9 protein-coding genes and 1 pseudogene are annotated in these 13878 nt (G+C 40.9%); 1 reads left to right on the top strand and 9 read right to left on the bottom strand.

The window, feature by feature from the left end:
* Positions 1 to 33: 33 nt before the first annotated feature.
* From ybeY to KA717_16590, 9 genes and pseudogenes are all read right to left on the bottom strand, one after another.
* A complete protein-coding gene (ybeY, locus tag KA717_16550) occupies positions 34 to 585 on the bottom strand; it encodes an rRNA maturation RNase YbeY (GenBank protein ID UXE63999.1) in 552 nt (183 codons plus the stop codon).
* Between the two features lie 12 nt (positions 586 to 597).
* Complete coding sequence (locus KA717_16555; protein UXE64000.1) at positions 598 to 777, bottom strand: DUF3285 domain-containing protein; 180 nt, start codon at positions 775 to 777, stop codon at positions 598 to 600.
* Positions 778 to 939: 162 nt separating this feature from the next.
* Positions 940 to 2059, bottom strand: a protein-coding gene (gene prfB / locus KA717_16560) for a peptide chain release factor 2 (protein ID UXE64001.1) whose coding sequence is annotated in 2 segments (ribosomal slippage) — positions 940 to 1980 and positions 1982 to 2059 — 1119 coding nt in all. Because the reading frame shifts where the segments join, the coding sequence is not laid out codon by codon here.
* Between the two features lie 120 nt (positions 2060 to 2179).
* Positions 2180 to 3577, bottom strand: a complete 1398-nt coding sequence (locus tag KA717_16565; GenBank protein ID UXE64002.1) for a phospholipid carrier-dependent glycosyltransferase — start codon at positions 3575 to 3577, stop codon at positions 2180 to 2182.
* 219 nt (positions 3578 to 3796) lie between these two features.
* Positions 3797 to 4795, bottom strand: a pseudogene (locus tag KA717_16570) (IS630 family transposase).
* 888 nt (positions 4796 to 5683) lie between these two features.
* Positions 5684 to 5950: a hypothetical protein gene (locus KA717_16575; GenBank protein ID UXE64003.1), complete on the bottom strand. Its 267-nt coding sequence runs from the start codon at positions 5948 to 5950 to the stop codon at positions 5684 to 5686.
* Between the two features lie 429 nt (positions 5951 to 6379).
* A complete protein-coding gene (locus tag KA717_16580; protein UXE64004.1) occupies positions 6380 to 7705 on the bottom strand; it encodes a hypothetical protein in 1326 nt (441 codons plus the stop codon).
* Between the two features lie 7 nt (positions 7706 to 7712).
* The gene (locus KA717_16585; GenBank protein ID UXE64005.1) at positions 7713 to 10526 is read right to left on the bottom strand and encodes a hypothetical protein; all 2814 of its coding nucleotides are present in this window, start codon (positions 10524 to 10526) and stop codon (positions 7713 to 7715) included.
* Between the two features lie 452 nt (positions 10527 to 10978).
* Positions 10979 to 11461, bottom strand: coding sequence for a hypothetical protein (locus tag KA717_16590; protein UXE64006.1), 483 nt, complete (start codon positions 11459 to 11461; stop codon positions 10979 to 10981).
* A 453-nt stretch (positions 11462 to 11914) separates the two neighbouring features.
* On the opposite strand from KA717_16590, the gene ftsH2 reads away from it, so the two are divergent.
* Positions 11915 to 13798, top strand: a complete 1884-nt coding sequence (gene ftsH2 / locus KA717_16595) for an ATP-dependent zinc metalloprotease FtsH2 (GenBank protein UXE64007.1) — start codon at positions 11915 to 11917, stop codon at positions 13796 to 13798.
* The last annotated feature ends 80 nt before the right edge of the window (positions 13799 to 13878 follow it).

Consider the following 13878-nt stretch of genomic DNA (forward strand, 5'->3'; position numbering starts at 1 on the left):
AACAGTAATTTCTCAAAACAATATCTTGAAGTACTAGGATTCAAAATTGGCCACTAATCCAACTTGTTCTAAGAGCAGGGCTTGTTTAGCTAACATTGTATTTAGGCTTTGATCATCAGGATGATCCCATCCCAGGAGATGCAAAAGACCGTGAGTCGCTAACCAAGCTAATTCTATGATCAGGGAATGACAATGCTCTATTGCCTGTTGGGAGGCAGTTTCTAGGGAAATAACGATATCACCTAAATAAAGGGCTTCCCTAACCTGATCATCAGATTGACAGTCATGGTAATCAGGGAGATCGGCCTCCAAGGCCGCAAAGGATAAAACATCAGTGGGTTTCTCCTGTTGACGAAATTGGCTATTAAGCTGCTTTATCTCCTGGTCATCAGTCAACCGTAAGGTTAATTCATAGGCATCTGCATCAGGGAGATCTTCTCGTAAGCTATTGAACCAAGTCTGTATCCAATTTTGCCATTTCTCTCCATCAGGATATTGCCAGGCCCCATCCACGTCTATTACTAGCTGAAAAACAGCTTGAAAATAGAGTTCAACGGTAACGGCAGTTTGAGAAGAAACCGGCATAGACTGTTAACCTTAGCGAGTGAGATAAGAAATACCAATCAACACAGCCAATAAACCAGTGGTCGTTAAGAAAAAATGAGTGAGGGATTTTCCTTTTTTTCGCACCATATTTCGCATAGCCAGCTTAACGTAACTGGGAGGCGGTTCCAGGGGAGGAACATCGGTGGGATTCGGAGAAGGCGTATCACTCATGGAAATTTGCTAATTTTAGGGTTGTTTTAAGCGTTAAAATCTGCTATTCACTCTAATCAGGTTATGCAGAAAATGCAAGGGGGGAGTCTCGTAATTTCAAAAATTCTTGCAGATGAACTTCTTACCCGATGGCATAACTATAGCATTCCCCCATTAGCTGCTTTAATTATCGTTCCGAGTTGAATAACGCAGATAAGATTCGATAAAAGCCTCTAAATCACCACCCATTACGCCATTGATATCCGTCGTTTCGATGTTAGTGCGTAGATCTTTTACCAATTGGTAGGGATGGAAAACGTAATTACGAATTTGATTACCCCAGGCGGCTTCCACCATATCTCCTCGAATTTCGGCGATCGCCTGGGCCCGTTGTTCCTGTAAAACAATTAATAATTTAGCCTTGAGAATGGTCAGGGCTTTTTCTTTATTTTGTAACTGCGATCGCTCCTGGGTACAACGAACAGCAATCCCCGTCGGAATATGGACAATTCTAACGGCGGTTTCCACTTTGTTGACATTCTGTCCACCTTTACCCCCCGCACGGGAAGTACTAATGTCCAGATCCTTTTCGGGAATATCTAGCTTAATCGCCCCTTCCTCCAAAATGGGCATCACTTCCACACCGGCAAAACTGGTTTGTCGCTTACCATTGGCATTAAAGGGCGAAATCCGCACCAAACGATGGGTTCCCTTCTCACCCTTGAGATAACCATAGGCATAACGTCCCACAATTTCTAGAGTGACAGATTTAATACCTGCTTCATCCCCCTCAGATAACTCCGCTAGATGGACTTGATATCCTTGCTTTTCTCCCCAACGAGTGTACATTCGTAATAACATTTCGGCCCAATCCTGAGCATCAGTGCCGCCAGCCCCCGCATTGATGGTCAAAATCGCGCCCTGGCTATCGTAGGGGCCAGACAGTAATCGTTGTAATTCCCAGCGCTCTAGATCCTGGGTCAAGGCTTTGAGGGTAGCTTCCGCTTCGTTAAACAGGGATTGATCGGGTTCTAACTCTAGCAGTTCTACGATCGCTTGACTATCTTCCCACTGACGCTGCCATTGCTGATACTGTTCAATCTGAGATTTATAATCGTTGAGTTCCTGAAGCTTAGCCTGGGCAGTTTCGGGGCTATCCCAAAATTCAGGCTGGGCGGCGACCTGTTCTAAATCTTGAATGGTCGCTTGTAGAGCAGGGAAGTCAAAGATAGTCCTGGGTTTTCCCCAGGCGCGAATCGAGAATCTCTAGCTCTCGTTTAAGATTGCTAATTTCGATAACCATTGATTGAACCGTTAATTGAATAAGAAAACTAAAATGGGCAAGGTATTTAACCGACTCCCCATTGTAGCAGTGTTTAGTCTAAGATTTGAGATTTCAATCCTGTTTTCATCACCAAATTTCCTAAATCCAACTCGGTAATAGCATTCGCCAATAAAAAGCTTGGGAAGTTAAAGGCAATCCTAAAAATATCGGTAGCCAATAAAAAAAAGATAATGCAATTAATCCCAAAATACTAAAGCCTAAATAACGAGGGAAGGGATTAGGCTTGGTAATCAAATTTTCTAATATTAATGCCAGGGCAAACCAGCTAAAAAGATAGGCGGCCATATAGTGATAAAAAAAAGTACAGCGACTAACTTTCAGCCAGGGGAGTAAATTAGCCAAATAATTAATGCCAATATAGAGGGTAATTCCTCGCAGGGGTAGTAGTTGAGATTGTCGATGACGAGAGATAAAAGACAAGCAAACTGTTCCAAAAAGAATGATCATTGCGCCAGTGGAAAACCACAATAGGAGTGGATTGGCCATACTGTGGACATCATAGACAATATTTTGGGGCCCCTTGGTTTGATAGTAATAGGCCACAGGTCGCCAAAGAATTAACCAGCTATACCAGGGAGAGCAATAGGGATGAACTTGTGGAGTATTACCAATCCGTTCGTGATAGGAGAGAGTTTCTTTTTGAATGCGCCAAAAGCCTTCTAGGGAACGATAGTCTGGATTCATGAGTAAATGGGGAATCCAGAGCAAACTATAGACAATTATCGGTAATAGAACTAATACAAAAAATAGGGGGAGAGGCTTAAGATTTCCTAATTGCGTTAATAATCCGATGGCTTTTTCGTCTGATTGCTTCTCTTTATTGCTGATAGCTTTCTGTAGCCAAGCGATCGCTACGAGGAGATAAAGGCCTAGTAAAAAAGCAAAACCATTCCATTTAACGCTACCCGCACAACCGAGAAAAATACCTGCTAGGATTAAATCTTTAAGACGGTGATGCTGAAGATAGTAAAGAAAAAATAACTGTCCTAATAAGCCAAAGAAAATGAGATAAATATTATTTAAAGCATAACGAGATTCCACTAAATAAATACCATCTAAGGCAGCCAAAGTCATCACAATTACGCTAAAAAGACGACGTTGGGTTAACTGATAGGCAAGTCCAGCGACTAATACAGGAATAAAGGAACCGGTTAGGGCATTCAGCCAGCGATAACTCCAGGTCGAGTGCAGAGAACCCGTTAAATTATTGACAGTATCAGGGGAAGCGGGAAAAAGAGAACCAACCGCCATGCCCAAGGCAATGAGATAATGACTGAGGGGGGGATGGGACGGAAAAAAGGGTTTCCCTAACCAGTAATCGTTGGCAAATTTGGCATAGTAAACTTCATCAAAGACCAATACATTAAACTGACTTAACTTCCAAAAGCGCAACAGTAAGCCCAATAAAAAGATGACGGCGATCGCCCATTGAAAGGGAGAATTGCGCCAAAGCCAGAAAGGTTGCTGCCTGCTCAATACTCAATCCCCTCTGCATGAAAACTTAACTTCCCATCTTAGCTAGTTTCTGCCCATGCCTTATACCAAACTCTTAAGATGATATGTATAAGAAACTTTAATCTGACCTATTTTATTCTAAACACGGTTTAGCGTAGCAGTCATCCTGCTCTAGTCGCTCTATGATATACTAAGCACGGTCATAGGTTGTGAATTAAAAAAAGAGGAGATAATAAGTGATCATGCAAAATTAATTACATACTCAGTCCCGAAGCCTTCAAGCACTTTTGTGAGGTAATTGCGTAAACTCTTTTTGCTTTCATACGCACTTACTTCTACCCATTCATATTTTATGAATTTCCATAGTATTTCAATTAAATTTAACTTTGGTGAATAAGCTGGCAACCAAAATATTTCTAGATTTTTCTCTTTCCACTCTTCTATTTTTTCCATTATTTTGTCACTTGTGTGAATTGTTGCTTGATCCATTAACAATACTGTTTTCTTCTCTATCTTTTCACTAAATTTATCAATAAAACTAATTATCATTTCACTGTTAATATTTTTTTCATGCTGCTCATAATATAACTCATTTCTTACGTTCATTACACCTATTACATTAATTCTTTTTCCTTATACATCTTTTAATATTACTGGCTCATCTTTTTCTTGCCACCCATAAGGAATACAGGCTCTCATTCCCCAGCCTGCTTCATCAAAGTATCTCAGATCAATTTCTCCTTGTTCATCTTGTTCTTTTAGCTCTTTTATTTTAGGTAATTTCACCTCTAACTCCCATTCCACAGCACTTTTGCTCAGACCCATCTTCATTCTTTTCCATCTCATATCAAACTTTTTTATAGTTCTTTTAATTGTATCTTTACTGATTTTATAGTCCCATTCTTTCTCTATTTTAATTTGGACATTCTTTAGATTTTTAGGATCCTCTTTTACCCACTCTTTTACTTGTTTTTCTTGTTCTTTTGTTAACTTTGGCTTTCTGCCTCGACCCGCACGCTCATACAGCCCTAACAATTTATTTTCTTCCCAAGAACTAAACCAATTGTAAATTGTCTTTCTTGTTACTTCAAATATTTTCATTAGCTCTTTTATTGGCGTTCCTTTTAAGCTCAATAGAAGGCACTTTGCACGTTGTCTTGTTTGATGATGCTTACTTTGCTCGTAAATGTGTTCTAGCATTTTCTTTGTGTCCCAACTTAAATCACAAATAAACTTCATAGTCATCTCCTTTTTGATTTTTTATATGGTATCATTACTTTTGATTTAGGCTATTATAGCACTTGTCTGTATAGGTAATTAATTTTGCATGACTACTTAATATCAATTCTTCCCATCTTTAAACCTTGGGTGATCGCATTTCGGGATATTGTTTAGACGATCGCAGTTTATAAAAACAATCGCAGTTTATAAAAATGATCGCATTTCGGGATATTGTTTAGACAATCGCAGTTTATAAAAACAATCGCATTTCGGGATATTGTTTAGATAATCGCAGTTTATAAAAAGAATCGCAGTTTATAAAAATGATCGCATTTCGGGATATTCTTTAGACGATCGCAGTTTATAAAAACAATCGCAGTTTATAAAAATGATCGCATTTTGTAAAGACAGAATAAGAAAAATGATCGCAATTCGGAATATTGTTTAGATGATCGCAGTTTATAAAAATGATCGCATTTTCTAAAAACAGAATAGGAAGCGCGATCGCTTTCATAAATCAATTAGCTTAAACTTTTCAACGATTGAATTACGACTATTCCACGCTCGATCGCATCAAGCTGTATCCGATAGCCGTAAAGCAAACTCATACCGACCAAAGGATCTGTTTCGGCGGCGTTAACATCAATATATCGATATTCACCGTCCCAAATAACAAGACCACTGTACACGTCAAAGATACAGGTACTTCCATCCCCTAATATTCCCTCTTCACGGCTATACAAGCGTAAGTCGAGGCTGTTGATTACTATTAGAGGTAACGTCAAAAAGCCTGTGAACCCTGTATCAATGACAGCATCAATTGTCTGTCTCTGTTTACTTTCATTGCTTACGACTAACCGAATTGTCGCCTCGCAGTTTTGATTGACAATTCCATTCATCATAAAATTAAAGCAGACGACCTACGCCAAAGCGGTGAACTCCTTTATGCCCAATGCGGATACGCCAGATTTGAGCATCAGGGTTTCGTTCAAGCAGTCGATTAGAAGCCGTTATTGTGTCGTTGGCAAGCTCAAAATCACCCGTTTCGATATCGATCGCCACAATTTTGCCGTGATTGCTTTCCTCTACTTGGGGACGCACCTGAGATTGATAAATTTCATTGCCACGTTGAGCAAATTCTTCTTTGCTATAACGAAGTTGATTAACTGTCATGGGCTTGCTCCCGTTGCAAGGGTTGTACTTTTATTTTAACTTAGCATAAACCATTGGCTTCAGGGATTATGTTGAGTCTCGCTATGGTTTCATCCAATCAAAGATCGCAATTTTTAAAAACAGAATAGGAAACGTGATCGCATTTCGGGATATTGTTTAGACGATCGCAGTTTATAAAAATGATCGCAGTTTATAAAAATGATCGCATTTCGGGATATTGCATCGCATTTCTGGATATTGTTTAGACGATCGCAGTTTATAAAAAAAATCGCAGTTTATAAAAACAGAATAAGAAGCGCGATCGCTTTAAAAAATTTGATTTTGTGTGCTAACCGATTTTATCGGATGTCTTTTCGTTTTATTGTTGTGGGATGTTGGGTTTCCCATTGTCAAACCAACTTACAGGTTTACCCAACTTTCTCACTACTTTCAGAATTTTTGAAGAATCACCGGAATAAGTGACTCAAAGGCTTCAGGACGTATATTTTCGAGTAAAGCCATCGTCAGTTCAATTGCGACCTTCTCTTTCCAAATTCCGCGCATAACTGAGATAAGTCCTGCTGTAGTTAGTCCAGTTGCACCAAATAAAATGGTTATCTTATCAGGCTCTCGAAAAAGGGTAACAACTAGACCAATCGAGATGAGAAAAGCTAATATAACCATGCCTGCACAAATATAAAATGCCCAATCCTTAGATTTTTGTAATCGTTGTAAATCAACTTTAAGCCGTTCTTTCTGTAATGGAATTTCTTCCTCTCCCATTTTTATTGTAGGAGCATAACGCCGTAACACGCTTTTTAGATCCTTCATGAGTTTCCCCCTCATATTTGAATAGTTAAACCATTTTAAACTTGTATGTCGGATCATTGCAGCAGCATTCATATAATCGATATCAAGCCGAGACAATAGCTCAATTATGCCTTTGTAAATGACCATTCTAAGTTCCAGTGTTGCTAGTTCTTTGTTAACAATAACAATACACCTTCGCTGTCGTTTTATTGCGTCACCAATCAAAACTGAATTACACACTGTAAAGTCAATTAAGCCATCATAGTTTTGTGGAATTGCTGTTACGAAGTCTTCGATAGGATGTAATTCGTCAAAAAACTCAATGCGATTTCCTGGTAAAATAAAGTCTCTAAATATGCCATCGATCGCTATTCGATTCAGATACTTTTGGTAATCGACATCATAAGTAGTAGTTTGGTAAGTTTGATTTGGTACAAGTTCAGGATGTAGTTTAACGGATTCTAAAAAAACGTTAAATTCGTTTGCTAAAGTTTTGGCTAATGTCTGTGTAATATCATTGTCAGCTTCAAGCTTTTGTATGGTTGATATCCAGTTTTGTGGAAGTATATTGACAAATTTCTCTATTAAGGATGTTGGCGGCTGTACAAGAGCTTTGATGAGTTGGTTAGGATCGAGAAAGTCTGCTGGATAGAATCTTGCCGATCGCCAATGAGCAACAAGAGTTACTACCCGAAATTGTCGAAATAAATCTCGTACATCGCTCAGAGTCGCGTTAGTTATAACTGTCACACCCTTAGCTGAAGCTGCTTGAGCTACTGATGTAACCGTTGTAACTGTGTGAGCATAGACTGTCTCCCATAAAGCATCTTCTGTTAAAGCCGCATTCCGACGAGCTAGGCTTTTAATAAAGTCTTTGTTGGCACTCAGATCTAAACCTAACAAGAAGTCATTTCGATTTAATGGAATCGCTAATGCCAAGGCGCATTCATGGGGTTTAGTAGTCATGTATAGTTCATCGACGTGCAAGATAATCCGATCTCACTGGTTGTGTAATATATATGTCTCCAGCTTCGATCTGAACACCAAGATCAATATCTGGAAATTCCTTTCTCAGTTCTTTATGAATATCAAAAGCTATTTGATTGACGGTGCGTTTCTGAGTCGTAGGTCTATTTAAAACTCTTTGAACAATAGCAGCAATTTTGTCAGCAATCTCCTTAGGTAATTCTTTTAAGAAAGTGATGATTCGCATTTTGAGAGAAGGAACATTGGGGCTTATTGATGGAATTTCAATATCAATGATTACCCTCTCACCTGATTTGGATGCGACTGAAAAAGGCTCAGTTTTTACTTCTTTAATTATTGCTCTATCCCAGTTATAGGAACGCTTCAGCAAAGCCATATTTTCAGAGAAATCACTGTCTCGTCGAAAAGAAATCTGTTGAGTTTTTTGTCGTAAAGAGCCTGTCAGTGCAAGGGCTTGAGCTTCATCAGGTGTAAAGCCATTGAGATAAATCTTAATTGGTGGATCGCCATCAGGAATAGAGCGCATAAATTGAGGTAATAATTCATCATAAAAGCTGGTAATAGTGTGGGCTTCTACAACTTGATTATTTCCAGAGCGAAGAACAGCATACCCATTAGATAAACGCTCGATAATAATGGACTGAGAACCAAGTTGATCACCTATTAAAAGTCGTTGTATTTCATCAGGGGTAAGGGGTTTATCACGCAAACCCCATCCCAAAAGAGGGCTTGCTGTAGGAGGCTCAAGGGCTGGAGGTAAGCCTCTGTGTGTAGAAGTCGACGCAGGCGGAAGATCTAATACTTGTGCTAGTGGACGACTTGAAGGAGTTTCCCTTAAAGCTTTCTCCAGACTATTAGTAATACTTTTAACATCATTCGTTGTTATTCGTTCTGTTGCCAGTCTGCGAACTAATGGATGAATTCTACTTAAGTCATTTGGATTGTAAAGAATAACTGGTTCAGTGCCACTTCCCCTAACAAGACGAATTTTTCCAGTTGGTACATCAGGACTCGCTCGTAGTTGTGTCAGCGTCGAATCCAGATTATGTCCCCCCACAATCGTATTACTACCTACATCTTTTGAAAGCACAATAGATGGAGTCTTAATCCAGGTATTAGAATCTACATCAAATGCTTCAACATAATTTTCTTTGATGTTCTCAATGTTAACCTCTAATAATGTGTGGAGAATCTCAGAATTTGTTACAACAACTTCATAGCTTGAGAAAAGCCATTCTTTAAAGTTAGGATCATTGCTCTTTAAACTAAAGGTTTGAGGAGCAGCTATCATTTTAGAGAGTGTATGAATGGCAGACATTCCCCAGCGTGATTTACCTTGATTGATTATCTTGTACAGATTCTCGAATGAATTTCTCAGTGTGCCTTTTGTTTGGCGAGTCAAACTATATCTTCCAAGAGTATCTTCTAGCTTTTTAGAATACTCGTTAAGTGGCATTACCAATATTTTTTCTAATACAAGGTTAGTGTCTGTCTCAAGAACTTTATCTCCCAACGACAGGCTTTTTTGAATCGATAGTTCTTTAGTGCCAATGCCAAATTGGTGGAAGATTTGATAAAGTGCTGTATATTGAACAACTCTTGCTAAATCTGGATTGCCTAATTCCGAAAAGTAATTATATGCAATTTCTTCATAAGCTTTAACTGATTCGGACTCAGCACCATAGGTAATTGGTAGTGAACCGGTTTTATTTAGGGCATAGAATTCATAAGGTTGAATCAGAGTGGTATAACCTGCTCCTGCTGTATTCCAATTAAAGAGGAATGACCCTGCCTTCTTAATCAATACCTTTATAGTCGAGGGAAATTGTGGAAACCGCTGTGGTTTAGGATATTTGTTGAAGTTGATATACTGAATTTCCCCATTCATTGACCAAGACTTTAGCACCTGATCAGTAATATTGAGCAAACTACCAAATTCAGTATCGATGAGGCTGTTACTGAGGTAAATCGGTGCCCAGTCAGTTGTGTCAGACAACTTTCCAGCAAACAACTGCTTTCTTTCATAGCTCTGTCCTAATTCATAACTTCTTTCGCCTGCTAAAGTTAAAGCTGTTTCAAAACGTAAAGGCGGTAGACGCAATAAAGATTCGGTTCGTTCGCGGGCAACAATTGCAAGTTGGTGATTATTGGCGATCGCTCCAACAATCAAGTCTGAATCTAAGAAAAACTGCCGAGCTTCTGCGCGATATTTCGCTAAGTCCTGGTTGCGTGGAATTGACCAAACAACTAAACCACGCTGGTTACTAATAAAAACGCCAGATTGCCTAGATGACAAGATATCAGATATAGGACGAGCATTCCCTCCTATGATTGATGTGAACTTTATTTCCTTACTATTAAGCCATTTACTTAAGTCCCCAACAGATACAGATAAATCGAGCGAACGATTGTTTACAGGTGGCGGTTTAATAGGTAATTGGACGGCATTTGCCTTATAAGAAGTACCGTATAAATCCTGGTGAAGTCGAGTTAGAAGGAAAGCAAGCTTGTCTTCGCTTAAAGGCGGTAATGCTAATACTGCATCTTTCACCCACCCGTCATAGCCAATTCGGTTTGTTCTGACAAAAGCCTTACCACCAACAGAATCTACGATACTCAGAAAATAATCAGGACTAATATGCGGTGGTGGTTCCGAGATGATGAGAACGCGGCTTTGGTCTTTGAGTGGTGAGGTTAAGCCAACAATTTGCAAATGAAACGGGTAAATTTCCCGAAATGAATCCCCTACTTGCTCAGCTTGCTCAATCGATGCCAACACAGCAAAGGCTGCACTCTGCATCCCTAGCGACAACAGAAGAGATACAAATACAATCCCGATAACTTTAGGCAATGTGTTGCCTGGTACTGAAGTATTTCCCATGTGTATCAGAAGAGCGTGTTGACATTCGTTGCTTAAACATAGTAGTTATCCTTAACCAACTGATAACCCCAAAAAATAAGGGGTTTAAAAATCCAGCTTTGACAAGTTTCTGTACTTGATTGCACAAGGTAGGGTGCTGACTGTTTTTATGCTACCAGAACTAAGCGGTATAACCATTTATATTACAGAAATTTTTCATATAATCAACCCTTAGAGGAAAAAAAAGCAGAAACTTTCCATATATTACCCCAAAATAGAACGATCACTAGAAAAATTCCTTATAATCCCTGTAAAAAGCGTGTTATACCAATTAGCGTAATCTTTTATGAACTCTCGACCTCCGCGATCGCACTTAACAAATTAAAACCCTATTAATCGTCGGTTTTACCCCGAATCAAAAAACGCACCTCCTCCAATAAAATATTAAACCGTTGATCACTTTCCGATTGACGTTGTTTCACTAATGTCATCTCTTCGTCAAACCGATCCATTCTCACTTGATTTTGTGCCGCAACCTGTAACAATGCTTGGGAAGTGATTCTCAATCCATCTACACTATCTCGAATCTCTCCAATACTTTCCCGCATATCCGCCATACCTTCGCGCACATCCGAAAAGCCGTTGCGTAACTCAGTGACGCTTTCCCGTAGCTCAGTGACACTTTCCCGTAACTCGGTCGAACCTTCCCGTAATTCGGTCGTACTGGAAGCCAGATTATCCAGCATTTCATCCGTCCAACGTTGTACTGTCATAGTTCTTATTGCTAACCCTAAACACTTCCCTTTTATTTTAAACGGCGATCGCCAAGGCTTACCGAAGACAGAAGTAGCACTGTAGATTAGGTTAAGTAACACAGCCCAACAAATTTAATGATAATGATACGTCTGATGTGAGTCAAAATAACCTAGTAGTCAGCAAGGGTTTTAGCCCCCCCTTTAATTAGAGAAAGCATCAATTAAACGAGTTTACGCCATTCCATGCTCCAACTCACATCAGGCGTATGATGTTAACAATTTTTTGGGAATATTGTTTATGTAGCAGATATGGGGGTTTCCTTTTGTCAACCCAACCCAGCCTAATAAAGCTACGATGCGACGATCGCACTTTACGTTAGCCAAGATTGCAGTACACTGTAACGGAGGTTGTCATAAAGCTGAGAATTACGTTAAATTTAGTTAAGACAACTTTGCAACTGGCATTGATCTATGCTAGGGGCTTGACAAAAAAAGTAAGTTCGGCTAGAGCAATCTACTCTAAATGTACCCCGAAATTATACAAATGACCTATTCCATTCTTTAGAAAAAAACATGAAACTTTCTTGGAGAACAATTTTACTTTGGACGTTGCCAGCTTTAGTGGTTGGTTTCTTTCTCTGGCAGGGAACGTTTGCCAATCGTGCCGCTAATGTGGGCAGTAACACGGCGAATACCCGCATGACCTATGGACGCTTTTTAGAATACCTCGATGCCGATCGCATTCAGAGTGTGGATTTATATGATGGCGGTCGGACGGCGATCGTTCAGGTTCGTGACCCCGATGTGGATCGCATCTTGCGTTCACGAGTGGATCTACCGTTGAATGCGCCAGAATTGATTTCCCAATTGCGAGATGCGAATGTGCGCTTGGATTCCCATCCGGTTCGCAACGATGGCATGATCTGGGGCTTTTTAGGTAATCTAGTTTTCCCCGTTTTATTAATTGCCTCTCTGTTTTTCCTCTTCCGTCGTTCTAGCAATTTGCCCGGTGGCCCTGGCCAGGCGATGAATTTTGGTAAATCCCGCGCTCGTTTCCAGATGGATGCTAAAACAGGCATCATGTTTGACGATGTGGCCGGTATTGATGAAGCCAAGGAAGAATTACAGGAAGTGGTCACTTTCCTCAAACAGCCGGAACGTTTTACTGCTGTCGGAGCCAAAATTCCCAAGGGTGTTCTACTAGTGGGTCCGCCTGGAACAGGAAAAACCCTATTAGCTAAGGCGATCGCCGGAGAAGCGGGAGTACCTTTCTTCAGTATTTCGGGATCGGAATTTGTGGAAATGTTTGTCGGAGTAGGAGCCAGTCGAGTACGGGATCTCTTCAAAAAAGCCAAAGAAAACGCACCTTGCTTAATCTTTATCGATGAAATTGATGCGGTGGGTCGTCAACGCGGGGCTGGCATTGGGGGCGGTAACGACGAACGGGAACAAACCCTGAACCAGTTACTGACGGAAATGGACGGTTTTGAAGGCAATACGGGCATTATTATTATTGCCGCCACGAACCGCCCCGATGTTTTAGACTCGGCCTTGATGCGTCCGGGTCGTTTTGATCGTCAAGTAATGGTGGATGCGCCCGACTTCAAAGGTCGCTTAGAAATTCTGGAAGTCCATGCTCGCAATAAAAAATTGGCTCCAGAGGTTTCCATCGAGGCCGTTGCCCGTCGTACCCCTGGCTTTAGCGGTGCTGATTTGGCTAACCTGTTAAATGAAGCGGCTATTTTAACGGCTCGTCGTCGTAAAGAAGCGATCACCCTTTTAGAAATTGATGCGGCGGTGGATCGGGTCGTAGCCGGTATGGAAGGAACGCCCCTGGTTGATAGCAAGAGCAAACGTTTAATTGCTTACCATGAGGTTGGTCATGCGATCGTGGGCACTCTGATGAAGGATCATGATCCGGTACAAAAAGTGACGCTTATTCCCCGTGGTCAGGCCCAAGGTTTAACCTGGTTTATGCCGACTGAAGAACAGGGATTAACCACCAAAGCCCAATTAATGGCCCGTATTGCTGGTGCAATGGGGGGACGGGCTGCGGAAGAGGAAGTCTTTGGCGATGATGAAGTGACGACGGGGGCAGGCGGTGATCTACAACAGGTGACAGAAATGGCCCGTCAGATGGTAACTCGCTTCGGGATGAGCATCCTTGGCCCCATCTCCCTAGAAGGCTCCGGTGGTGAGGTTTTTCTCGGTGGTGGTTTAATGAATCGCTCTGAGTATTCCGAAGAAGTGGCGGCTCAAATTGATTTTCAGGTGCGGGCGATCGCCGAGCAAGGTCATCAAATTGCCCGTCAAATCGTCCAAGACAACCGAGAAGTGGTTGACCGTCTAGTGGAGTTACTGATTGACAAGGAAACCATTGATGGTGAAGAGTTTCGCCAAATTGTAGCTGAATACGTGGTGGTTCCAGAGAAAGAGCAATTTGTACCCCATCTCTAGAACCTGAAGTCATTCCCCTGGCCTGTGGATAGGTTGGGGGTTTCTGGTTTCTATCGCTTGAAGCTTGTCACCGTCCCAAG

Origin of the sequence: Woronichinia naegeliana WA131 (assembly GCA_025370055.1) — a bacterium.
GTDB lineage: Bacteria > Cyanobacteriota > Cyanobacteriia > Cyanobacteriales > Microcystaceae > Woronichinia > Woronichinia naegeliana.